Consider the following 23,552-nt stretch of genomic DNA (forward strand, 5'->3'; position numbering starts at 1 on the left):
GGTACAGATACGGCAGTCACAAGCACAGTTTAGGCCGAGGACCTGAACAACGGCTACAAAGGTGAAGCAATCCACATCGCAGCCAAGCAATCACACCCCGGCCGCTCACGTTCCTGTGCGGCAATGATTCGTCATGTCACCACCGTTCGTTAGGGTGGTGGATTGGAAGGGGAGACAACATGGCGCAACGAATTTCCGGCACGCCCGGGACCCTCGGCGAATCGGTCGACGGTCAGGAGCTGGCCCCGACAGCAGGCGAGACGACGGCGGAGAACCCGTGGCCCCTGAGTCTGCTCTCAAGCAAGATGAAGTCCTATATCGATCGCATGTCGAGCGTGTGGATCGAGGGACAGGTCGTCGAGCTCAACCACCGCGGCAAGGCCAGCTATCTGACGCTGCGCGACACCGATGTCGAGATGTCACTGCCCGTGCAGATCTGGAAGAACGTCCTCGAACGCACCGGCGCACCGCTGTCCGAAGGCAGCCATGTCGTCGCCAATCTCAAGGCCGACTTCTGGACGAAGACCGGTCGTCTGACCATGCGGGCCAATGACATCCGCGCCGTGGGACTCGGCGAACTCCTGGCCAGGCTGGAACGGTTGAAGAAGCAGCTCGGCGCAGAGGGCCTGTTCGATCCGAATCGGAAGCTGCGTCTGCCCTTCCTGCCCAATCGGATCGGTCTCATCACCGGCAGGGACTCAGATGCGCAGAAGGACGTCGTTCGCAATGTCCACCTACGCTGGCCCGCCGCCGAATTCGAAATCCGCAACTGCGCCGTCCAGGGACCCGACGCCGTGCCCGGCGTGATGAAGAACCTGACCGAACTCGATGCCGATCCGCAGATCGACATCATCATCATCGCTCGCGGCGGTGGAAGCATGGAGGATCTGCTCCCGTTCTCCAACGAAGCACTCGTCCGTGCTGTGTCCAATGCGAACACTCCCGTGGTATCGGCAATCGGTCACGAAGCCGATCGTCCGATCCTCGATGAAGTCGCCGACATGCGCGCGTCGACGCCCACTGATGCGGCCAAGCGCATCGTCCCCGACGTGGCCGAAGAGTCCATGAACCTGCTGCGCGCTCGGGCCGAGCTCGAGGCCGCCGTCAATCGGATCATCGACCGGGAGCAGGAGATGCTCACCGCAGTCCGATCACGTCCGGTCCTTGCGGAGCCCCAGACCCTGGTGGCTGCTCACGAAGAGCAGCTGCGCTTAATTCGGCGACGCAGTCTCCAAGCAACCACGACACACATCATGCAGGGACAGACCGAGATCAATCATCTGCGCTCACAGGCACGATCCTTGTCACCGCTGCGGACCCTCGAACGCGGCTACGCCGTCGTCCAAAGCGATGACGGTCAAGCCATCAGGGACTCGGCTGAGGTCAGCACCGGCGCCAGCGTCCACGTCCGTGTCGCTCGCGGACGCTTCGATGCCGAGGTAACAGCGGTGCAGGAGAGCACAGATGACAACCGAGCACCCGAGCAATAGCAACAACCGGCCTAAGACCACTCGAGCAATCACACGAAGGACGCAATCATGACAGAACCAGCAACTGCGCAGAACCAGGCCGACATCAGCTCCCTCAGCTACGAGCAGGCTCGTGAAGAACTCGTCGGAATCGTCAAACGGCTCGAAGCCGGCAACCTGCCCCTGGAAGAGTCCCTGAGCATGTGGGAACGCGGCGAAGCCCTGGCCGACCGCTGTCAGGGGTGGCTCGACGGGGCGCGGGAACGTCTCGACAAAGCGCGGGAAGAGTCTTCAGACGACGAGGGCTGAGCCTCATTACAGCTGTTCGGCGACCTGCTGTGCGAAGGAGTCGATGGTCTCGGGAGTAGCGATTGCGGTGATGACGACGAAGGTGTCGCCCTTGCCCGTGACCCAGTATTCCTTGGCGTCCTCGGTCCGATAGATCTGAAAATCGGAGCCTCCGACGGTCACCGTCTCAGCGGCAACCGCGTCGTCGACTTGGTTCTCAGCCCAGTTCTCGGTGGCCTTGGCCTGATCGATGCTGATCCATTGCCGATCTGTGCCGACGAAGGACACATACCAGGAGACGTAATCGGAATCACCCATGCGGTCCAGGCTCGCCTCGTTCGACGTCCACCCACTTGGGATTTCAGGCACGACGAGGTCGAAGTCGGCGCTGTCCTGAGACTGTTCCGCGATCGTCTGGTAGTCGACCACTCGTTTGGAGTCGACCTCTGGTTGCGGTGCCATCAGCAGAACCACGGCGACGACGGCCAGGCAGGCCAGGATAGCGATGATCATGTTGACCCAGTTCGAGTTCTTCCGCAGGAAGCGCATCTCTTCTCTGGACCCCGGGAGCATCACTCCGGACTCGTCAGTCATTGGCACTCCCCCAGGACCGGCATCCGTGCGTGTCACAGGCGCCTGATTTCCCACAACGTTGGTATCGGATTGGGCATTCACATCGCCATTGTCCTCGCCGTTGCCTCCCAGGGCCAATCCTGAGCGAGCAATCACGTCGACCGACACAGTGATGACGCGAATTCGTCCCGATGTCGGAGCCGAACGTGCGGGGTGGCACAATTGGACTCATGAGTGACTCCAATGAATCTGCTGACGTGAAATCTCATCATGACCGAGGCCGAGTGGATGCCGAGGCTCCTCCCGTTGCTGTGACGGATGCCTGGTCCCAGAAAGCTCAGGTCGGAGCCGACGCTCCCGACCGCAACCTCGCCCTCGAACTCGTCAGAGTCACCGAGGCGGCCGCTATTGCTGCTGCACCCTGGGTCGGTCGCGGTGACAAGATCGCTGCCGACGGTGCCGCTGTCGCGGCGATGCGCAACGTCATCTCCACTGTCCGCATGGCCGGACGAGTCGTCATCGGCGAGGGAGAGAAGGACGAAGCGCCCATGCTCTTCAACGGTGAGCAGGTCGGCGATGGCGAAGGCGCTCACTGTGATGTGGCTGTCGACCCGATCGACGGCACCCGTCTGACTGCTCTCGGAATGCCCAACGCCATTTCGGTCATGGCAGTCACCGAGGACGGCGCCATGTACGACCCGTCGGCAGTCTTCTACATGGAGAAGCTCGTCACGGGCCCCGCTGCCGCCGACGCCGTCGACCTGCGCCTGCCGGTGGCAGAGAACATCCGCCGTGTCGCCAAGGGCAAAGGCACCAACGATCCCGCTTCTGTGACCGTGATGATCCTCGATCGTCCGCGTCACCAGAAGATGATCGATGAGATCCGCGCCGCAGGAGCACGCATCCAGCTCATCACCGACGGTGATGTCGCAGGCGCCATTGCCGCCTGCCGCCCCGGGACCGGTGTCGACATGCTGATGGGAATCGGCGGCACCCCCGAAGGCATCATCACCGCCTGCGCAATCAAGGCGCTGGGCGGAGTCATCCAGGGCCGTCTGTGGCCACAGGACGATTCTGAGCGTGAGGCCGCGGCCGCAGCCGGACTCGACATCGACCAGGTGCTCAATACCGATGACCTCGTCACCGGTGACAACAGCTACTTCGTGGCAACCGGCATCACCAATGGTGATCTGCTCGACGGAGTGAAGTTCGACGGCGGACACGTCACCACTCACTCACTGGTCATGCGTTCCAAGTCCGGGACTGTGCGTTCGGTCTTCGCCGAGCACCAGGCGGCAAAGACCCACTCATATGTGGAGGCTGCCGAGGAGGCGGCCCGCCGGGGACTCATCTGAAGCTCGGTCCCGATAACCACCAGATCACTGTCGACGCGGACTCCACCGATTCGACCCCCTGGCCGCACAACCCGGAAGAAGGTATTGGCTGATGCCGAACGAAGCTTGGAAACGTCTGCTCGAAGGCAATCATCGATTCGTCGATGACGTTCCACAGCACCCTAACCAGGACACTGCCCGTCGTGAAGCGCTGTCGGACAACCAGAAGCCGTTCGTCACCCTTTTCGGCTGCTCCGACTCACGGGTTGCTGCCGAAATGATCTTCGACGTGGGCCTCGGCGACATGTTCGTCGTCCGCAATGCGGGACAGGTCGTCGATCCGGTTACCCTCGGCTCATTGGAATACGGGGTCGAGATGCTCGGCACTCCGCTGCTGGTCGTGCTCGGCCACGACAGCTGCGGTGCCGTGACAGCGGCGTATGACTCCTACGACTCCGGCGAGACTCCCCCCGGTTTCATCTCCGATGTCGTGGCCCGGATTCTGCCCACCGTGGCCAGGGCGCGCAAGAACAACCGCACGACCGTCAACGAGACAGTCGCGCAGAACACCATGGACACAGTCGAGAAGATCATGCAGCTCTCAGCGATCATCTCCCGTGCCGTCGACAAGGGGCGCCTCATCATCGTCGGTCTGACCTACCAGCTGCATGACGGCCAGACCACGGTCGTCGCACAGCATGGCGGCGACGAGGACGCGGTCTCCACCTTCGCCTCCTGACCCGCCGGCCGCATCTGCGGCCGGCCCCCGTACAGCCCAGACACCATGTCGGAAAGGACAACTATGAGCGAAGAATTTCGCATCGAACACGACACCATGGGAGAAGTGAAGGTTCCCAAAGATGCTCTCTACAGCGCACAGACACAGCGCGCCGTGCAGAACTTCCCGATCTCGGGCAAGACCCTGGAATCGGCTCACATCGCCGCTTTGGCTCAGGTGAAGAAGGCAGCTGCGAAGGCCAACCTCGAGCTCGGGGTACTCGACGCTGACCGGGCCGACGCCATCCAGAACGCCGCCGATGCCGTCATCGCTGGCGACTACGATGCGCATTTCCCCATCGACGTGTTCCAGACCGGTTCGGGGACCTCCTCGAACATGAACACCAACGAGGTCCTCGCCTCGCTGGCGACCACAGCGCTGGAATCCCAGGGCATCGACGTTCACCCCAATGACCACGTCAATGCCTCACAGTCGTCGAACGACGTGTTCCCCACCTCGGTGCACCTCGCCGTGACCAAGGCCCTGGTCAACACGCTGGTCCCGGCCATGGAAACACTGGCTGTCTCGCTGGAGAAGAAGGCGAAGGAATTCGCCTCCATCGTCAAGTCCGGCCGCACCCACCTCATGGACGCCACCCCGGTGACCCTGGGCCAGGAATTCGGCGGATACGCCGCCCAGGTCCGCTACGGCATCGAACGCATCCAGGCCTCGCTGCCCCGCGTGGCTGAGGTCCCGCAGGGCGGAACCGCCGTGGGCACCGGCATCAACACCCCCGACGGCTTCTCCGTCCGCGTCGTCGAGATCCTCGCCGAGGAGACCGGACTTCCCATCACGGAAGCACGCAATCACTTCGAGGCCCAGGCCAACCGCGACGGTCTCATCGAGGCCTCCGGACAGCTGCGCACGATCGCCTACGGCTACATGAAGATCTGCAACGATCTTCGGTGGATGGGATCGGGACCGAACACCGGCCTCGGCGAAATCGCCATCCCCGACCTGCAGCCCGGATCCTCGATCATGCCGGGCAAGGTCAACCCCGTCATCTGCGAGGCCACTATCCAGGTCGCCGCGCAGGTCATCGGCAATGACACGACAGTGGCCCTGTCCTCGACCAATGGCGCCTTCGAGCTCAACGTCGGCATCCCCGTGATGGCGTCGAACCTGCTCGAATCCATTCGTCTGCTCGCGAATTCCTCGACGGTCATGGCCGAGAAGATGATCGACGGGCTGGCAGCCAATGAGGAGCGTGCCCGCTTCCTCGCCGAGGCGAGCCCCTCCATCGTGACTCCGCTGAACAAGGTCATCGGCTACGAATCGGCGGCGAAGATCGCCAAGCACGCTGTGGCCAACAAGATGACCGTGAAGGAAGCCACGATCGACCTCGGCTTCGTCTCCGACGGCTCCATCACCGAGGCCGACCTCGACAAGGCACTCGACGTCACCACGATGATCGGCAGCTACAAGTAAGTCCAGACCACATGCATTGGGCCCGGTCACAGGAATCACATCCTGTGACCGGGCCCAATGCATTCAACTCATCGAGTCATCGAGCGTGGACCGGATCGGCCTCGCCCCGCGACGTGGCGGTCGAGGGCAGACGCCGGAGCGGTTCCGGGCTCTCCGCGGTGCCTAACTCCGGAAGGGGTCGAACTCCTCGAGAACATCGGTGACCAGGGCTGCGATCTCGGAGCGCTCCGATCTGGTCAGCGTGACATGGGCGAAGAGATCGTGGCCCTTGAGCTTCTCGATCACCGCCGCCACACCGTCATGCCGACCTACCCGCAGATTGTCTCGCTGAGCCACATCGTGGGTGAGCACCACCTTCGAATTCATGCCGATGCGGGAGAGCACGGTCAGGAGCACATTGCGCTCCAGTGACTGAGCCTCGTCGACGATGACAAACGCATCGTGCAGTGACCGGCCGCGGATGTGAGTCAGCGGCAGCACCTCGAGCAGATCGCGGTTCATCACCTCTTCGATGACGTTCTTGCTGACCAAGGCGCCGAGGGTATCGAAGACTGCTTCGGCCCACGGGTTCATCTTCTCGCCCTCGCTGCCGGGCAGGAAGCCCAGGTTCTGCCCGCCGACGGCGTAGATCGGTCGGAAGACCATGATCTTCGAATGCTTGTTCTCCTCGAGCACCTTCTGCAACCCTGCCATGAGGGCGAGTGCGGACTTCCCCGTTCCGGCTCGGCCTCCCAAGGACACGATTCCCAGCGCATCGTCGAGGAGCATGTCGATCGCCACTCGCTGCTCAGCCGACCGGCCGTGGACTCCGAAGATGTCACGATCACCGCGCACCAGCGACACTCGTTTGCCCTTTCGAACACGACCGAGTGCGGAACCGCGCGGAGAAGTGATGACGACTCCGGTGTTGACGACCTCGTCGGCGACCGCTTCGGTAGTGGCCCACCCCTCTTCGTAGAACTGCGACATCTCGTTCTCGTCCAATGACAGCTCGCTCATGCCGGTGAACCCGGAGTCGGTGGCAAGTTCCGCCAGATACTCCTCGGCCTGCAGACCGAGTGCCGAGGCCTTCACACGCATCGGCACATCCTTGGTCACGACCACCACGTTCTGTCCTTCCGCGGCGAGATTGCGGGCCACAGCGAGGATGCGAGTGTCATTCTCCCCACGGTCGAAACCGATCGGCATCGACGAGGCATCGACGTGGTTGAGCTCGACCCGCAATGTTCCGCCGGCATCGCCGACCGGAATCGGCTCGTCGAGGCGGTCATAGTCGGACCGGAAGTCGTCGAGGATGTGCAGTGCCTTGCGGGCGGTGAAGCCGAGTTCGGGATGATTGCGTTTGGCTTCCAACTCGGACACGACGACCAGCGGAATGACGAGGTGATGTTCTGCGAATCTCAACAGGGCACCCGGGTCGGAGAGCAGCACCGAGGTGTCGAGAACGTAAGTGTGGACATGTGCGGTCATGAGGACCCCTGTGGCGTGAGTACCGCCGAGATCCGAGTCTTGACATCCCCCGATCTCGGGTTGGTGTCGACCAACTACTGCCAACCTATCCTCGAATCGGTGCCGACTGAGTAACGGCACGCGTGTTCGGGAGAGTCGTGGGCGTGAACATCGCATGAACCGCGGTGAGGCCGGGACTTATTTCCCGAAGCGACGCTGGCGCAGGCCGTAGTCGCGGACGGCGCGCAGGAAGTCGGTGCGCCGGAAGTCGGGCCAGTACGCTTCGCAGAAATAGAACTCCGAGTAGGCGCTCTGCCACATGAGGAATCCGGACAGGCGCTGCTCGCCGGAGGAGCGGATGATGAGGTCGGGGTCCGGTTGGCCTTTGGTGTAGAGATGTTCGCTGATCTGCTGCGGCGAGAGTTCGGAGATGATCGTCTCCAGGTCGGTGCCCTCGTCGGTGCGCAGGCGCAGCAGTGACTTCACCGCGTTGACGATCTCCTGCCGCCCGCCGTAGCCGACGGCGACGTTGACCCGCATCTGACAGTCCCCCGCCGAGGTGGCCGCCTCCAAGCGTGCCCGCAGGCCCGGTGGCAGGATCTCCAGGTCACCGACCAACTGCACCCGCACGCCTTTGAGGGCTGCGATCTTCTCGACCAGGTCGGAGATGATCTCGATGAGGACCTCGACCTCCTCGGCGGACCTGGCAAGGTTCTCCTTGGACAGCACGTAGAGGGTGACGATATCGACGTCGATCTCATCGCACCAGCCGAGGAATTCGACGATCTTCTCGGCTCCGGCTCGGTGCCCGTCTGCGGTGGTGGCACCGAACTCCTTCGCCCAGCGCCTGTTGCCGTCGGTGATGACACCCACGTGCCGCGGCACCGGCACCGACCTGTCGAGCTCGCGCAGGAGCCGCCGCTCATAGAGACGGTAGAGCAGGCTCACCGGTCGCGCCACACTGTCCTCTTTCACACTCGATTTCCGGTCGGTTCGACCACCATACACAGTACTATCTCGAACAGCTTCGCGTCGGCGGCGGCTCCCCGAACCTGGTACTGAACGATCCCTCAGCTGAAGTCGATATCCTGGAACCATGAATGCATCAGTCACTGAACCATCCTCACCTGGCCCCGAAGGCCAGCGGCCCGAACGTCAGCGGTCCGAAGATCAGAGGTCAGTCGACTCCACGCCCTCAGCGGAGTCCCGCGCCGGCTACCCTGTGCATATCGCCCGCAGACGCTCGGCTCTGCGCCGAGAGTTGGGCAAACTGGCGGGCCAGGTCAAACCCAAACTGCGTGGTTGGTTCCACGCCGCAGCCTTTCCCGTGGCGATGCTCGGGGGCTTGGCGCTGGTCATCATCTCCCCCACAATCGAGTCCCGGATCGCCGCAGCGATCTTCGCCATCACCGGGATGCTGCTCTTCGGGACCTCTGCCGTCTATCACCGGGGACGGTGGCGCACTCGAGCCCGACTGATCCTGCGCCGGCTCGACCACGCAAACATCTTCCTCATCACTGCCGGGACGTATACGCCTCTGGCGGTGCTGACCCTGCGGACTGACCAGACGATTCTGCTCCTGTCCGTCCTGTGGGGCGCGGCGATTCTGGGAGCCGCCTTCAGGACCATCTTCACCACCGCGCCGAGGTGGCTCTTCGTTCCCATCTATGTGGGCTTCGGGGTCGCAGGAGTCGGCTATATTCCCCAGATCTGGGCGAGCAATCCTGCGGTGGGCATCCTCGTCGTTGCGGGCGGAGTCTGCTATATCGTCGGGGCCGTGATCTATGGAATCAAGAAGCCGAACCCCTCACCGAAGTGGCTCGGCTTCCATGAGATCTTCCACATCCTGACCATCGCAGGCTACGGCTGCCATCTCGCGGCCCTTCTCGTCGCCGCGGTAGCCGCCTACTAGATTTCCTGCGGATCAGTCCTGCCGCCGTGCGGGATCGGTCTGAGCCTGATCTGTGTACTCCGGGTCAGCCTCAGGCAGCTCGACCTCGGACCGGTCAGCCTCAGGCGGGTCGGCCTGCCCAGGTTCCGTCTCTGCTGGTTCCGTCTGCTCTTCAGGCTCCGCAGCTGACTTCGGCGCAGCCTCCCCGGACAGCTTCGACTGGTTGGGCACCGCGTATTTGCGCATCGGGATCGGATACGCATCATCGGCATGTGCGCGGGCGCGCACGCGGCGAACGCGTCTGAGGGCATCACGGATGAGGAAGATCACCAAGATGACGATGACCAGTGTTGCCACGAAGCCGATCGTGCCGGGAGTCACCAGTTCCGGATCAGGGCCTTCGTTGGGGTTCGCGGTCTGTGCTGTGGCCAGAATCATGCGCTCTCACCTGTCGCTTCGTCGTCATCATCGATCGGTGAGGCGGGCAGCATGCCCTCTGCGGGCACCTTGCGGCCATCATCCATGGTCACGGAGGCGAAGAGGTCGGTCTCTTGGAAATCAACGCCGGGAGTCAGAGCTGTGCGACCAGTATTGTCGATGGCCAGCTCGAACTCCTCCGTCGGCCAGTATGTCCGCGCCGCTTTGCGTGACGCGGAGAAGAATCCGCCCTCCGGGTCGATCTGTGTGGCATGAGACAGAAGTGCACGATCACGTGAGGGGAAGAACTCCGCGCAGTCAATCGTCGTGCTCAGCCAGTTGACCCGTTGGGCATCGCGCTTCTTGAAGTCTTCGATGTGGTCGGCGAAGGGAGACTCGAGACCGGCTTCGGTCATCTTCTCGTGGATGGTCACCCACTTCTTCGCAGACAGATCTTGGTTGAAGTAGACTTTCTCAACCTGCCAGGCCTCGCCGAGTTCCGGGTTCTGCTCCGGGTCCGCGGCGGCGGCGACCGACGCCATCGTCACAGCATGGTTCTTGATGTGGTCGGGGTGCGGGTAACCGCCCAGCTCGTCGTAGGTCGTCACGACCTGTGGGCGGAAGCTGCGGATGATGTGGACCAGGGGCAGCATGGCCACCTCGTCGGGGACACGGTAGAAGCAGCCGGGAGGAGTCTGGTTGTCGAAGTCACCGTCGGGCAATCCGGAGTCGACGTGCCCGACCCACACGTGTTCAGCACCCAAGGCAGCTGCGGCTGAGGCCATCTCTTCGCGACGCAGGCCTGCGATGTCGCGTGTGGCCTTCGGGCTCTGCAGCAGTGCAGGGTTGAGGATGTCTCCGGCTTCACCGCCGGTCATACTGGCGATGAGGACTCGCGCTCCCAGCGAGGCGTACTTCGCACTCGTGGCCGCACCTTTCGAGGATTCGTCGTCAGGATGAGCATGCACCGTCAGCAGACGCAGTCCATGGTACGGAAGCGAAGTCATGTTTCGTATGTCCCTTTCGATTCAGCCTGGTGACGTTCCGTTTCCTGCACGATGGCTGAAATGATCGCAGGAGACGGATCGACTACTCTAGGTTAGTGCGCAATGTTCGTAGATGAGGAATTCAATGACTGAGGTAACAGTGGAACAACCACTGCATGACGATCGCTACGGCCGTGTCCGCGAGCCCAAACGTCGCCTGGGAAAGACGGCCAAGATCATCGCCGTCGTCATCGTCTCTGCCCTGGTCATCGCGATTGCGTTCGTGGCGTTCCGCCCACAGACGACTCCCACGACTCCCAAGACGCTTGGCTATTCAGTTGTCGACTCTTCGTCAACACAGGTCTCGGTGGCAATATTTCCTGATCAGGATCGGGATGTGCACTGCATTGTTCAGGCGACGAACGAATACGAGGCCGTCGTCGGATTTACCGAGGTCGCTATCCCGGCCGATCCCAACGCCGACCCCAACTCCCCCAGGCAGATGGACATCGATCTGGCCACGACCCAAATCGCCGCGTCCGGTCACGCCGACGCCTGCTGGTTCGAGTAGCACCGCTGGCTGCGCTTCTCCTCCAGCACGCCCCCGCCGCCCGCAACATACGAGCTCACAGTTCACAACAGGTGTCAGTGCGCGTGACGGAGATCATCGTTTTCGCGTGCAGATGCGTTAGACTGTAGTTTCATTCAACATCCGGGCGTACCCAACGCCCGGTTTTTCGTTGCCTGACGCGCCTGTCAGTGCACCGAACCGAAGAAGGAGAAGTCATGACTGAGGATGTCACCCAGGAAGAAACATGGTTGACTCAGGAAGCCTACGACCGTCTGTCGCAGGAACTTGAACACCTCTCCGGACCGGGACGGGCAGAGATTGCTGAGAAGATCGAAGCCGCCCGCGACGAGGGTGACTTGAAGGAGAACGGCGGCTACCACGCGGCGCGTGAGGAACAGGGCAAGCAGGAGGCACGCATTCGCCAGCTCGAACTGCTCCTGCAGTCCGCGAAGGTCGGTTCCAGCGACAGCGATGGCAAAACCGTGTCCCCCGGCTCCGTAGTTACCGCGGATGTCGCAGGAAACGAAATGCGGTTCCTGCTGGGCAGCCGTGAGATCGCCGGCGATTCCGATATCGACGTGTTTTCGGAGAAATCCCCACTGGGCGCCGCAGTGCTCGGTGTCGCCGTCGGAGGAAAGACCAACTACGAAGCCCCCAACGGCAAGGAGATCAAGGTCGAGGTCAAGGACATCGAACCTTTCTCCGGCTGATCGACCACCCGGCGACCGGGAAACAGCCAAAGAGCAGTGGGCGAGTGATGATCACCCGCCCACTGCTCTATTCACATTGTCACTGTTTGACTCAAGGCAGTTGACCCACAGAAGGCAGGTCACTCACTGCCTGACTCAAGTGCCGTGAGTCATTCAGTTCGACTGCCGCCCTCGGGTGAGTGCCCCTCGGACTTCTCGACTGCCGCCTCGTGGATCGCGGTATCGAGCTTGTCCTTAGCCCGCTCGAGCACGGCAGAGGCCTCGTCCCCTTCATCGTCTGCCGAATCATTGGGATTCTTCGCTTTGGCGATGTAGCTGACGACCGTGTTGACAACGGCCACCATCGGCACCGCGAACAGTGCACCGACGATGCCGAACAGGAAGCCACCGGCGGTCACCGCGAGAATGACTGCCAGGGGATGAACAGAGACGGCCTTGCCCATGAGGAACGGCTGCAGGATCTGACTCTCAATCTGCTGCACGGCGAGGACCACGCCCAACATGATGAGTGCGCTGATCGGACCGGTCGACACCAGAGCGACGAGCACCGCGACGACGCCCGAGGCGATCGCGCCCACCACAGGAACGAACGAGGCAAGGAACACGAGCACCGTCATCGGAATGACCAAGGGGATCCCGAGGAACGCAGCACCGATGCCGATGCCGATGGCGTCGACGCCGGCTACGAGGACCTGGACACGCACGTACTGGACGAGGGTGGTCCAGCCACGCTCCGAGGCTCCGGTGGCGGTGGGCTGCGCCGGCAGCGGCAGCAGGCGCATCACCCAGCGGAAGATCTTCTCTCCGTCGTAGAGGAAGAAGAACGTCGCGAACAGGCACACTGCGGCACCGGTGAGGAAGGTGCCCACCGACGACGTCGCCTGCAGGGCCCCGCCGAGCAGTTGGGAGCTGTTGTTCTGGAGGAAGTCCGTAGCGGCAGCGAGCGAGTCGTCGATATAGTTCGAGACCGTTGTGGCATCCAGGCCGAAGGGCCTGGTGGACAGCCAGTCGCTGATTCCGGCGAATCCAGTGATGACCTGGTCGACGAGGTCCGGCATTCCGGAGTAGATCTGCTGGCCGACCAGGGTGAAGAGCCCCGAGACGACGACGATGAACCCGATGAAGGCGATGAGTGCGGCCGCGACTCGGGGCAGCCCCTTCTTCACCATCCAATTGGTGAATGGTGCCAGAAGTGCCGTGAGCAGCAGGGCGATGAGCACCGGCAGCACGACACTCGAGATCTTCGCCAACAGCCAGAACGCGACGCCGATGGCGACGAGCACGACAAGCGAACGCCAGGACCACGCGGCGGCGAGCTTGAGGCCCGGAGCCACATATGGGACTGCTTCAGCTTCGATGCGGCTGTGCGCGATCTCCTCGGCACTGACATCTTGAACACGCGAAGCCGGCTCGGAAGTCTGGGAACGGCCCTCGTCACGGCCCTTGCGGAACGCGTCCCATGCCCCACGGAACCGATTCGGGGATTGCTTCTTCTCATTGTCGGACATAACTCAACAATAGTTGTTGGGAGGCTCAGGGAAGTGCAATGATGACGGTTAAAGGAGGGAATTTCGTGGGAAAACGCATGTTGTACACCTTGGCCACCATGACGGGCACAGCCGTAGGTGTCGGCGCGTCGGCCGTTGGTCTCCTCCGCCACCAGGCAGGCGCACTCCGCAGAGCGTTCGACGACGACGCGCACCGTTCGTATTCCACCTTCGCCGAGGCGGTCGCTCCCCCACGCAATTACGATGATGATGATTCCGCCGCGCTGGCGATCATCGGGGACTCCTGGCTGTGCGGGATCGATGTCGAGGATCCTGCGCTGGCTCCTCCGAATCTCATCGCACGAGGCCTCGGTCGCATCCTCGGCACCACGGTTCGGGTTCAGTCGACTGCGCTGCCCTCGGCCCTGTCCGAGGACCTGCCCCGGCAGGTCGACGAGATCCTGCGTTCGGCATGGCTGTCGCGGCAGCTGTCCGAGTCCTGGACCGACGAGCGGCGATTTGCGATCATCTCCATCGGCACCGGCGACATCATCCACCCGATCCACGGCACCATCGGCATCCCCGTGCTCAACCAGGCGATCAATCGGTTGCAGCGCGAGGGCAGGTACACGGTGTTCGTCCTCGTCTGCCCCAACCTCGGCGGGCTTCCGGGTCTGCGCGATCCGCTCAAAACATCCTTGCGTCGGACCTCGCGGGTGCTCGCCGGCTCACAGTGGTTGGCAGCTCTGGCCGCCCGCGCCACCCCACTGCGGGCCACGGGTTCTCTGAGCGGAACCACACGGAGATCACTGCTCAATGAGTCCGGGCGTTTCCCCAGCACTCTGGGCTATGCCCAGCTGTCGTCAACGGTGCTTGCGGCGATCGCCGAGCGGATCGAGGCCCCCGTCGAAGTCGACCGCAGCCTCGACATCCCGGAGAAGGGGGAGGCAGCACGCAGACCGGCCCCCGCCCCGAGGGTCGAGGCTGACCCTGAAGCAGCGGTCGCTGCCGATGCCGCCTTTGAAGCCGGGGCAGCTTCATGATCCCTGTCGTCCTGGCTTCACAGTCCCCTTCCCGCCGACAGATCCTCGCAGCATCGGGAATCGACCCGATCATCATTGTCTCCGAGGTAGATGAACCCGCCGTCGAAGCGACCTTCGAGGGCTCGGTCGCAGATCTCACCACGGCGTTGTCGGAGGCCAAGGCGCGGGCCGTCATCGACCGGGTGCTCGCCTCCTCCCCGGCTCAGCTGACCACAGCCGATACCGCCGTGATCATCGCCGGCGACTCGCTGCTCGAACACAACGGCGCCGCGATCGGAAAGCCGGGAAATGCTGAGCGCACCCGCGAGATCTGGGCTGACATGGCCGGCGCATGGACAGCGCTTCACTCAGGACACACACTCGCCGTCCTCAAGCGCACCGAGACCGAGACGTCGACAGCGAACTTCGAACTCGCAGACATCCGTTCCCAGCGATCGACGACCTCCGTGCTCATCGGCGAACCCACTCACGAGGAGCTCGAGGCATACATCGCGACCGAGGAGCCCTTCCGTGTCGCCGGCGCACTGACGATCGACGGGTACGGCGGGGCGTTCGTCGACCGCCTTGTCGGCGACCATCTCACCGTCCTCGGGCTCAGTCTCCCCGTGATCCGTGAATTGGTCCGCGGCGCGGGCCTGTTCTGGCCCGATCTGTGGTCACAGCGCGCGTAGAATCGCTGAGGGCAGACGAACACGCCCGAACCGTTTGAAGTTTTCCCTGGGTGTTTTTATCGCTCAGCTACAAAGGCTTGGTGCCGATCTCTAAATTGTTCTGTGATCATACAAAGGAGCGCCATGACCACAGTTCTCCCCGAACAGTCGCCTGCACCACTGCACACCAGTGTGCCCACAGCTGCTGTCCGCCGCGTCCTCATCGCCAATCGCGGTGAGATCGCCCTGCGCATCATCCGCGCGGCCCATGACCTTGGCGTCAGGGCCGTCGCCGTCTACACCCGCGCGGACTCCGACGCAGATTTCGTCCACCTGGCCGATGACGCGTGGCTTCTCGACGGTGCCGGTCCCGGGGAGACCTACCTCGACATCGACAAGATCCTCGCCCTGGCCAAGCGCTCAGGTGCCGATGCGATCCACCCCGGCTATGGCTACCTGGCCGAGAACGCACTGTTCGCTCAGGCCGTGATCGATGCCGGTCTGACCTGGGTCGGTCCTCCACCGTCGGCGATCGAGCTCCTCGGAGACAAGTCCGGTGCCCGTGAGGTCGCCGAGGCCGTCTCTGCTCCCGTCGCCCCGGGTTCCGACGGCGCCGTCTCTGGTCTGACAGAGGCCGCCGAGGTAGCCCAGCGGATCGGCTATCCCATTGTGATCAAGGCCGTCCACGGTGGCGGAGGGCGCGGGTTCCGTGCCTGCGCCTCAGCCGAGGACCTCGAGGGCGCCTATACTGCGGCCACCCGTGAGGCACGCAGCGCCTTCGGTCGCGGCGAATGCCTCATCGAGAAGCAGATTGTGCGTCCGCGTCACATCGAGACCCAGTGTCTTGCCGATGCCCACGGCAACGTGAGGGTCCTGTCCACCCGCGACTGCTCCCTGCAGCGCCGGAACCAGAAGATCGTCGAAGAGGCCCCGGCACCATTCCTCAGTGCCGAACAGGAACGCATCGTCACCGAGGCCTCGATTCGCGTACTCGCCCACGTCGGCTATGTCGGCGCGGCCACCTGCGAATTCCTCCTGGGCACCGACGGCACGATCATCTTCATGGAAGCCAATGCGCGGATCCAGGTCGAGCACACCGTGACAGAAGAGGTCACGGGCGTCGACCTCGTCGCCTGGCAGCTGCGCATCGCCTCGGGGGAACGCCTGCCTGAGGCGTTCCCGCAGGTTCGCGGCCACTCGATCCAGTTCCGGATCAACGCCGAAGACCCCACCACATACTTCCCGGCCACGGGCACGGTCAAGAATCACCGGGCACCGGCCGGACCGGGTGTGCGCCTCGACTCGGGCATCGGCGAAGGCAGCGTCGTCGGCACCGACTTCGATCCGATGCTGGCCAAGCTCATCATCACCGGAGGCGACAGGGACCAGGCTCTGGCACGTGCCCGTCGAGCCTTGGACGAGTACCGCATCGAAGGCGTATCGACTCTGCTCCCACTCCATCGCGTCCTTGTCGCTGAGAAGGACTTCGCCCAGGACTTCGCGGTCTGGACGACATGGCTCGAGACCGCATTCGTCAATCCACTCGCCGACCCGCAACCAGGAGATCAGATGAGCACAGCAACCGACAGTTTCAGCGTTGTCGTCGAGGTCGATGGCCGCCGGATGACCGTCTCGGTTCCCAAGGACGTCATCTCCGACCTCGGGCATGTCCCCAGCCCGAGTGTGCCGCGCCGCAAGCGCAGCCTCAGCCGCAAGGGCGCGCAGCTGGCCGACGACTCCAACTCGCTCAATGCCCCGATGCAGGGCACGATCGTGTCGGTGGCCGTACGTACCGGTGACACGGTCGAAGCCGGCGACACCCTGGCAGTGATCGAGGCGATGAAGATGGAGCAGCCGCTCAAGGCAGGTCATTCCGGAACCGTCTCCGAGGTGCTCGTCGACACCGGCGCCTCGGTGAGGTCGGGAGAGCCGATCATCCGCTTCGCCGCCTGAGGTCGAGATCAGGACAGCAGGTCCCTGATCTGGTCCTCGATGTACTCGGACTCGGCATCATTGCCGGGGCAGTCCAGAGCGTCCCTGAAGGCCGCCTCGGCGTGGTCGGGCATCCCCGACTCACTGAGCGTGATCGCCCGTGCGATGTGGAAGGGCCGATAGCCTGCCAGCCTCGGGTCCGGCGCCAGCTCCTCGAGCGCGCTCAGCCCCTCCTTCGGGCCTTTCGCCTTCCCGATCGCCACGGCCCGGTTCAGTGCCACAACGGGGCTCGGCTCCATCCTCGAGAGGATGCCGTAGAGGACGAGGATCTGCTCCCAATCCGTCGCCGCGTAGGTGGCGGCTTCAGCATGCAAGGCCGCGATCGCTGCCTGCACGGTATAGGGACCGGCCTCGGGTTCTCCTGCACCGGTCAGCGCCAACCCCAATCCTTCGGCGATGAGCCGCGAATCCCACAGGCTGCGGTCCTGCTTGGCCAGGGGCACGGGTGCGCCGCCGGCATCGATCCGTGCCGGCGCCCGCGCTCGGGTGAGCAGCAGCAGCGACAGCAGTCCTCTGGCTTCGGTTCTCGTCGGCAGCAGTCCGACGAGCAGCCGCGTCAGCGCGATTGCCTCCTCCTGCAGATCGGTTCTGCTGTGGGAGGTTCCGCTGGTCGGCGTGAAACCCTGAGTGAAGATGAGATAGACGACGCGCAGGACGCCGGGAAGACGCTCCTGCAGCTGCTCGGACGTCGGCGTGTCGAAGGGAATCCCCGTTGTGGTGATCCGTCTCTTGGCTCGCACGATGCGCTGCTGCATTGTCGTCGTGTCAACGAGGAACGCTGCGGCGACCTCAGCCGTGTCCAGACCGGCCAGGAAACGCAGCATGAGTGCGATCTTCTCCCGTTCCGGCAACGTCGGGTGTGAGCAGGTGAAGAACAGGCCCAGTCGTTCATCGCCGATGTCTGCCGTGCTCAACTCCTCGCCGAGGCGGTCGGCGTGATCCGAATGATCACCGCGGCCGGATTCGGACTCGATCCTCAGCCCGGCGAGGCGGCGTGCCTTCACCGCGTCGGAGCGGATGATGTCGAATGCCCGATTCTTGGCAGTCGTCAGCAGCCACGCCTGTGGGTTCGTCGGCACACCCCGCACGGTCCACGTCTCCAGGGCTCGGGCCATGGCCTCTTGGACCACGTCCTCGGCAAGATCGAGATCATGGAATCTTCGTGCCAGTGCCGCCAGCAGCCGCCCGCGGTCCTCGACACCGATCGTGTGGAGGAGCCGGGCGACTGCCGGCGGATCGACCTCTGAGACCATCAGTAGTCGGCGATCGGCCGTATCTCGATGTGCCCGAATGCGGCGCCCGGACTCTTCTTCGCCCAGGCGATCGCCTCATCGATATCGGCCACTTCGACGACGTAGCTACCGCCGACGAATTCGCCGCTCTCTGCGAACGGGCCGGAGGTCACCACGGTGTCAGCCGAGGTGGTGCTCACGCGCACCGCGGTTTCGGGGCCCTCGAGGGCGAATCCTCCGACCACGATCCCGGCGTCATTGATCTCTTGGTCGAAGGCCATGAACTCGCTCGGGTCTGGCCCCTCGTCTGCGCCGCATTCAGCATCGCCAGCATGTCCCATGAGCAGAAGTACGTACTTCATTTCTCTCTCCCTGCGTCAGGTGCCCAGCATCCGCTGAGCACGTCAAGCGAAGGTGCTTGACACTATCCTGACGGGTGAACAGGAGAGATATCGACAGTTGGGAAGGAAAAACTTTTCTACAGGTGTCGGTGCAGCTGCCGTGACGCCTCAGTCAGGGACCCGCTCACCGAGGGGTAGACGACGAACGACGCCGACAGCTGATCGACGGTCAGACGATTCTCCACGGCCATAGTGATCGGCAGGATCAGCTCACTGGCGCGGGGACCGACGACGACTCCCCCGAGAATCGAACCCGAACCTCGGCGGGCGAAGAGCTTGACGAATCCGTCCTCGATGCCCAGCATCTTGGCGCGGGGGTTCGTGTCCAGGGGAAGCATGACCGTATCGATGTCCGTCGAGTTCTCCCGGTAGTCCTGCTGGGTGAACCCGACGGTCGCGATCTCCGGGGCCGTGAACACATTCGAGGCCACGTGACGCAGCTTCAGCGGCTGAACGGCATCACCGAGCGCGTGGAACATCGCAATCCGACCCTGCATCGCCGCCACGGACGCCAGTGGAAACACACCGGTGCAGTCACCGGCCGCGTAGACACCCGAGCGGGACGTTCGCGAGACTCCGTCGACCTTGATATGACCGGACTCTCTGACCTTGACCTTGGCATCGCTCAGGCCCAACCCTTCGGTGTTCGGGATGGAACCGACCGCCATCAGACAGTGGGATCCCTCAACCCGACGTCCATCGGACAGGACCACTTCGACACCGTTCTCGGTGCGCGTGACCGAGTCCGCACGCGAGCGAGAGAGGACGTTCATGCCCTTATTGCGGAAGACGAACTCCAGCACGTCGGCAGCGTCCTCGTCCTGACCCGGCAGGACTTTCTCACGGGAGGAGACCAGAGTGACCTTCGTGCCCAGTGCGCGGTAGGCGGACGCGAACTCGGCACCGGTGACACCGGAACCGACGACGATGAGGTGTTCGGGCAGCTCGTCGAGGTTGTAGAGCTGTGTCCAGCTGAGAATACGTTCGCCGTCCGGCTTCGCCGAGTCGAGCTCACGGGGATGGGAGCCCACCGACAGAAGGATCGTCGACGCTTCCAGCGTGTACTCGGTCCCGCCGTCCTCGACGACATCGACGTGGTCGCGATCGGCCAAGGTCGCGGTTCCCCGGATCACCTTGACGCCGGCGCGGACCAGTCCTTCGTAGATGTCATCGGCCTGAGCATCGGCCAGGGACAGGATGCGCTTGTTGACTGCTTTGAGGTCCGCGACGACCGTATCGCTGTCATCGCCCTCACTGTCGTAGATGCGGATGCCCAGTCCGTCGGAGCGGGCGATCTCTTCCATCATCTCGGCTGTGGCGATGAGCGATTTCGACGGAACGACGTCGGTGACGACAGCAGCCCCACCGCAGCGGTTGCGCTCAATGAGCATCACATCCGCACCCAGTTGGGCGGCGACCAGCGCGGCTTCGTATCCGCCCGGGCCACCACCGATGATGACGACTCGATCTGCAGTGGATTCAAATTCAGTGTTCACAGAGCAATCCTCTCAAATAGCGGACGACAGGGCGAATAGACGCTTCGGCTCGGAACGGGCCCTGTCCCGGCTGAGCATGCTGGGCCAGAAGGGCTCAGAATCCGCTCGGATAGGGTTCGGATAGGACTCGGAACAGCCAGAGCATACTGGAGCGGAAGCGACCACTCACGGCGCGTCAGAAACCGTCGACGACTTCGGCGGTATCCCGATGCAGCGCCGACAGCCGCAGATACGACTGCGCGTTCTGGCGTACCTTCTCAACGCCGTCGTCGGTCATCTCCCTGCGCACCTTCGCCGGGACTCCTGCGACAAGCGACCGGGCCGGGATCTCGGTACCCTCAAGCACGATCGCACCTGCGGCAACGAGTGATTCGGACCCCACGTGTGCATCGTTGAGGACGGTGGCGTGCATGCCGATGAGGACGTCGTCGTCGACCGCTGCTCCATGGACGAGAGCCTGATGACCGATCGAGACTCGCGAACCGATGACGACCGGTTTCCCCTCATCGGTGTGCATGACCGTGTTGTCCTGGACATTCGAGTCCTCGCCGATGGTGATCGGAGCGTTCTCTGCCCGGAGCACACATCCGTAGAAGACGCTGGCGCCCTTCTTCACCCTGACATCACCGACCAGAGTCGCGCCGGCAGCGATGAACGCACCAGGATCGACCTGCGGGGTATGTCCGCCGACCGAGATGATGCGCGCCTGGGCCAGGTTGTCGTTTGTCATGAGTCCTCCATTGGTTCACATTGCGTTTCAGTACTTGTGTTCGACTGAGTCTGCGGCGAGCAGAGCGTGCCGACGAGTTGACCAGTCACTTCATCGTCAGTCTAACCGTGAACTTGCCGCACCTGACCGGATAGTTGCACCATGATGTCGCCGTCCGCTGTGGACTCGATCGGGACGCATATTGGACGAATTTGCGTCAAGACCCCTATAGCAGGACAATGGGCAAAATATTTGTCAGAAATTTCACACTGCATTACCCTTGTGTGCCCAAAACGGTTATGTGAACCTTGGGTAAGAGAGTTGCGCGCCTGGAATTTGGGTGCCGTACACCGCGTTCACTTAATTCGTCGAAAGGTCACCATGGATTGGCGACATCGTGCAGCATGCCTCAATGAGGACCCGGAATTGTTCTTCCCGATCGGAAACACCGGTCCCGCCCTCCTTCAGATCGAAGAGGCAAAGACTGTATGCCGCCGCTGTGAAGTAGTGGAGACCTGCCTGCAGTGGGCTCTGGAATCCGGTCAGGATGCAGGCGTCTGGGGCGGTCTCAGCGAGGATGAGCGTCGCGCGCTCAAGCGCCGCGCCGCACGTGCCCGCCGCGCCGGCTGAGTCCTTCGCATGCTGAGTCGACTGCCGGCTGAGAACTTCAGCAGCTGAATGCAGTTGGTCACAATCTGAGTCCCTTGCTCTGAATACGAGATCTTCGCATTCTGAGCAAGGGACTCAATTGTGTCTGCACTCATCCGCGTGTGGTGGAGCGCAGCACGCTCCTGTAGCGCGGGGCAAAGCGGTGCGATGCAGTGCGAAGCAGCGAGGTAAGTGCGAAGCGGTGTGGCATGGTGCGAAGAGGCGCGGTGCAGTGCGTCACTCAAGTAGCTTCGCGGTGCGATCCTCTTACAGCGATACGCAATTCATACCGTCGGGTTCTATTCACCCCTACCGTGGCAAATCAGCTTGTCGCTGACCGACCCCGCACCATTAGTGCCAATTCAGCTGTCTGCAACGGGGTGATTTGCAACTGCATGTAGGCGATACGCGAATCAGCGGCGGAGGCGCCGCATCATCGGCTCAAGCGCGGCTTCAGTCGTAGGAGTCGGGGCGCAGCGGCACGTCGAGGATCGCCACAGTTCCACCGCCGTCGCGTTCTTCCCATTGGATCGATCCCGCGAGATCGGCAGACACCAGGGTTTTGACGATCTGCGTGCCCAGTCCGTTGCCGGGGCTGTGGTGCTCGCCCAGCCCCACACCATCATCGGCGATCGTGACATGCAGGTGATCGCCCTCGCGCTCCGGAGTCACCCAAACATGCCCGTTGAGCGTCTCCCCCGGGGCGAGGTTCTCCTGCTCGGAGAGCGGGAACCCGTGTTCGATCGCATTGGTGATCAGCTCCGTGATCGCCAGGGCCAACGACGTCGCATCCGCCGAGGAGATGGTGCCGAAGCTGCCGCAGCGTTTGAGGCTGATCTGGACCAGCGGGCTCGTCAGCTCGGGAGTCAGGCGCAGCCCTTTGTCGACAACTTCATCGAAGTCCACCTCCGATTCGACTCCCTGGCTCAGCACGTCATGGACGACGGCGATGATCGAGACTCGGCGCATCGCCTCCGTCAGAGCACCCTTCGCCTCGGGGCTGTCGATTCGACGCGTCTGCAGCCGCAGCAGCGCCGAAACGGTCTGCAGGTTGTTCTTCACCCGGTGGTGCATCTCTTTGATCATCGCGTCACGTGACAGCAGTTCGCGCTTGCGTCGTCTGATCTCGGAGACATCCCGAGCTAGGACGATCGCTCCGGTCCGAGTCCCCTCATCGGTGAGTGGAATCGCCCGCAGGGACACGCTCGTGCGGCCGACTTCGAGCTCGGTCCGCCATGGGGCACGACCGGTGAGCACGAGCGGCAAGGTCTCGTCGACCTGTCGCAGCTCTGTGCTCAGACTCGAGACCACCTCGGCGAGGTAATCCCCCTCGATCTCCCCGCTGTGGCCGAGCCGGTGCATGAGTGAGACCGCGTTCGGCGACGCGTACTGGACATGGGAGTCGCGATCGAGGATGAAGATGCCGTCGCCGACCCGCGGCTCACCGTGCCTGACCCCGCTCGGAGCCTGACGGTCGGGGAAGGCACCCTGCGCGATCATGGTCAGCAGCGACATCGCGGACTGGGTGTAGAACTTCTCAAGTCGGGACGAACCCCGGCGACGGACCTCTTCGGAGTAGCGGACCATGATGGCGATGGTCACTCCCCCGCGGACGAGGGGCACCGCCTCGGCGGAGACCTCCGTATCATCCGTACCGGCGTTGACACCTAGGGATCTTGCTTGCGCCACCTTCGTCACCAGTTCCCGTGAGCTGACGGACGCGTCCAACAGCTCCCGTTCGAGCCCGGTGGCTCGAGCTCCGATGAGATCACGATTGAACAGAGTCGCGCCGGTCGTCGGACGCGAGTGCGCGACGACTGTATAGGCACCGCTGGCCGAGGGCACCCACAGGACGAGGTCGGCGAAGGACAGGTCGGCGATGAGCTGCCAGTCCCCCACCAGCAGGTGGATGTGTTCGACGTCGGTCTCGTCGGTGATGCCTTCGGCGGCCAGGAGTTCGTTGAGCACTGTGTTCTTCTTCCGGATGGGCAACGGCACAG

Annotated in this window: 23 protein-coding genes; 12 read left to right on the forward strand and 11 right to left on the reverse strand. The window is 63.1% G+C overall.

The features are described from left to right. Nucleotides 1–179: 179 nt before the first annotated feature. Both xseA and BLT92_RS01255 read left to right on the forward strand, forming a co-directional pair. Nucleotides 180–1,490, forward strand: a complete 1,311-nt coding sequence (xseA, locus tag BLT92_RS01250; RefSeq protein ID WP_092102180.1) for an exodeoxyribonuclease VII large subunit — start codon at nucleotides 180–182, stop codon at nucleotides 1,488–1,490. 48 nt (nucleotides 1,491–1,538) lie between these two features. Further along, nucleotides 1,539–1,778, forward strand: a complete 240-nt coding sequence (locus tag BLT92_RS01255) for an exodeoxyribonuclease VII small subunit (protein ID WP_092102183.1) — start codon at nucleotides 1,539–1,541, stop codon at nucleotides 1,776–1,778. A gap of 6 nt (nucleotides 1,779–1,784) precedes the next feature. Here BLT92_RS01255 and BLT92_RS01260 read toward each other — a convergent pair whose 3' ends face one another. Then, nucleotides 1,785–2,351 (reverse strand): DUF4245 domain-containing protein, encoded by a 567-nt coding sequence (locus BLT92_RS01260; protein WP_231938963.1) that lies wholly within the window; start codon nucleotides 2,349–2,351, stop codon nucleotides 1,785–1,787. Nucleotides 2,352–2,560: 209 nt separating this feature from the next. Here BLT92_RS01260 and glpX point away from each other — a divergent pair, with 209 nt between their 5' ends. From glpX to BLT92_RS01275, 3 genes are all read left to right on the forward strand, one after another. Further along, nucleotides 2,561–3,685 (forward strand): class II fructose-bisphosphatase, encoded by a 1,125-nt coding sequence (glpX, locus tag BLT92_RS01265; protein ID WP_172802534.1) that lies wholly within the window; start codon nucleotides 2,561–2,563, stop codon nucleotides 3,683–3,685. A gap of 91 nt (nucleotides 3,686–3,776) precedes the next feature. After that, nucleotides 3,777–4,403, forward strand: a complete 627-nt coding sequence (locus BLT92_RS01270) for a carbonic anhydrase (RefSeq protein WP_092102186.1) — start codon at nucleotides 3,777–3,779, stop codon at nucleotides 4,401–4,403. A 63-nt stretch (nucleotides 4,404–4,466) separates the two neighbouring features. Continuing rightward, the gene (locus BLT92_RS01275; RefSeq protein ID WP_092102189.1) at nucleotides 4,467–5,870 is read left to right on the forward strand and encodes a class II fumarate hydratase; all 1,404 of its coding nucleotides are present in this window, start codon (nucleotides 4,467–4,469) and stop codon (nucleotides 5,868–5,870) included. Between the two features lie 162 nt (nucleotides 5,871–6,032). Here BLT92_RS01275 and BLT92_RS01280 read toward each other — a convergent pair whose 3' ends face one another. Both BLT92_RS01280 and BLT92_RS01285 read right to left on the reverse strand, forming a co-directional pair. Then, nucleotides 6,033–7,340 (reverse strand): RNA 5'-3' helicase PhoH2, encoded by a 1,308-nt coding sequence (locus BLT92_RS01280; protein ID WP_092102192.1) that lies wholly within the window; start codon nucleotides 7,338–7,340, stop codon nucleotides 6,033–6,035. Nucleotides 7,341–7,517: 177 nt separating this feature from the next. Further along, nucleotides 7,518–8,279, reverse strand: a complete 762-nt coding sequence (locus tag BLT92_RS01285) for an isoprenyl transferase (RefSeq protein ID WP_092102195.1) — start codon at nucleotides 8,277–8,279, stop codon at nucleotides 7,518–7,520. 136 nt (nucleotides 8,280–8,415) lie between these two features. On the opposite strand from BLT92_RS01285, the gene trhA reads away from it, so the two are divergent. Then, nucleotides 8,416–9,231, forward strand: a complete 816-nt coding sequence (trhA, locus tag BLT92_RS01290; protein ID WP_092102198.1) for a PAQR family membrane homeostasis protein TrhA — start codon at nucleotides 8,416–8,418, stop codon at nucleotides 9,229–9,231. Between the two features lie 12 nt (nucleotides 9,232–9,243). Here trhA and BLT92_RS20740 read toward each other — a convergent pair whose 3' ends face one another. Further along, nucleotides 9,244–9,648, reverse strand: a complete 405-nt coding sequence (locus tag BLT92_RS20740; RefSeq protein WP_231938964.1) for a hypothetical protein — start codon at nucleotides 9,646–9,648, stop codon at nucleotides 9,244–9,246. Continuing rightward, nucleotides 9,645–10,634 carry a mycothiol conjugate amidase Mca gene (gene mca / locus BLT92_RS01300; RefSeq protein WP_092102200.1) on the reverse strand — a complete coding sequence of 330 codons (990 nt, stop codon included), beginning with the start codon at nucleotides 10,632–10,634 and terminating at the stop codon, nucleotides 9,645–9,647. Before mca ends, BLT92_RS20740 begins: the two co-directional genes overlap by 4 nt. A 124-nt stretch (nucleotides 10,635–10,758) precedes the next feature. Here mca and BLT92_RS01305 point away from each other — a divergent pair, with 124 nt between their 5' ends. Together BLT92_RS01305 and greA are read left to right on the forward strand one after the other, a co-directional pair. Beyond that, nucleotides 10,759–11,184 carry a DUF4307 domain-containing protein gene (locus BLT92_RS01305; protein WP_231938965.1) on the forward strand — a complete coding sequence of 142 codons (426 nt, stop codon included), beginning with the start codon at nucleotides 10,759–10,761 and terminating at the stop codon, nucleotides 11,182–11,184. Nucleotides 11,185–11,399: 215 nt separating this feature from the next. After that, a complete protein-coding gene (greA, locus tag BLT92_RS01310) occupies nucleotides 11,400–11,894 on the forward strand; it encodes a transcription elongation factor GreA (RefSeq protein WP_092102206.1) in 495 nt (164 codons plus the stop codon). Between the two features lie 149 nt (nucleotides 11,895–12,043). On the opposite strand, the gene BLT92_RS01315 is transcribed toward greA, so the two are convergent. Beyond that, on the reverse strand, nucleotides 12,044–13,402 hold the full coding sequence (locus BLT92_RS01315) for an AI-2E family transporter (protein WP_092102209.1): 1,359 nt from the start codon (nucleotides 13,400–13,402) through the stop codon (nucleotides 12,044–12,046). A 65-nt stretch (nucleotides 13,403–13,467) separates the two neighbouring features. On the opposite strand from BLT92_RS01315, the gene BLT92_RS01320 reads away from it, so the two are divergent. From BLT92_RS01320 to BLT92_RS01330, 3 genes are all read left to right on the forward strand, one after another. Beyond that, entirely contained in the window at nucleotides 13,468–14,424 is a 957-nt protein-coding gene (locus BLT92_RS01320; protein WP_231938966.1) for an SGNH/GDSL hydrolase family protein, read from the forward strand. After that, the gene (locus BLT92_RS01325) at nucleotides 14,421–15,095 is read left to right on the forward strand and encodes a Maf family protein (protein WP_092102212.1); all 675 of its coding nucleotides are present in this window, start codon (nucleotides 14,421–14,423) and stop codon (nucleotides 15,093–15,095) included. Before BLT92_RS01320 ends, BLT92_RS01325 begins: the two co-directional genes overlap by 4 nt. 123 nt (nucleotides 15,096–15,218) lie before the next feature. After that, complete coding sequence (locus BLT92_RS01330; protein ID WP_092102215.1) at nucleotides 15,219–17,027, forward strand: acetyl/propionyl/methylcrotonyl-CoA carboxylase subunit alpha; 1,809 nt, start codon at nucleotides 15,219–15,221, stop codon at nucleotides 17,025–17,027. 8 nt (nucleotides 17,028–17,035) lie between these two features. On the opposite strand, the gene BLT92_RS01335 is transcribed toward BLT92_RS01330, so the two are convergent. From BLT92_RS01335 to BLT92_RS01350, 4 genes are all read right to left on the reverse strand, one after another. Next, nucleotides 17,036–18,319: an RNA polymerase sigma factor gene (locus tag BLT92_RS01335; protein WP_092102218.1), complete on the reverse strand. Its 1,284-nt coding sequence runs from the start codon at nucleotides 18,317–18,319 to the stop codon at nucleotides 17,036–17,038. Beyond that, a complete protein-coding gene (locus BLT92_RS01340) occupies nucleotides 18,319–18,660 on the reverse strand; it encodes a YciI family protein (protein ID WP_092102221.1) in 342 nt (113 codons plus the stop codon). The genes BLT92_RS01335 and BLT92_RS01340 overlap by 1 nt, the downstream gene beginning before the upstream one ends. Nucleotides 18,661–18,776: 116 nt before the next feature. Further along, nucleotides 18,777–20,195: an NAD(P)H-quinone dehydrogenase gene (locus BLT92_RS01345; RefSeq protein WP_092102224.1), complete on the reverse strand. Its 1,419-nt coding sequence runs from the start codon at nucleotides 20,193–20,195 to the stop codon at nucleotides 18,777–18,779. 175 nt (nucleotides 20,196–20,370) lie between these two features. Further along, a complete protein-coding gene (locus BLT92_RS01350; RefSeq protein WP_092102227.1) occupies nucleotides 20,371–20,925 on the reverse strand; it encodes a gamma carbonic anhydrase family protein in 555 nt (184 codons plus the stop codon). Between the two features lie 360 nt (nucleotides 20,926–21,285). Between BLT92_RS01350 and BLT92_RS01355 the strand changes: the two genes are divergently transcribed. Then, nucleotides 21,286–21,534 (forward strand): WhiB family transcriptional regulator, encoded by a 249-nt coding sequence (locus BLT92_RS01355; protein ID WP_009884680.1) that lies wholly within the window; start codon nucleotides 21,286–21,288, stop codon nucleotides 21,532–21,534. Nucleotides 21,535–22,005: 471 nt separating this feature from the next. On the opposite strand, the gene BLT92_RS01360 is transcribed toward BLT92_RS01355, so the two are convergent. After that, entirely contained in the window at nucleotides 22,006–23,520 is a 1,515-nt protein-coding gene (locus BLT92_RS01360) for a sensor histidine kinase (RefSeq protein ID WP_092102230.1), read from the reverse strand. Between the last annotated feature and the right edge of the window lie 32 nt (nucleotides 23,521–23,552).

Origin of the sequence: Brevibacterium picturae, from assembly GCF_900105045.1 — a bacterium.
GTDB classification, from domain to species: Bacteria; Actinomycetota; Actinomycetes; order Actinomycetales; family Brevibacteriaceae; genus Brevibacterium; species Brevibacterium picturae.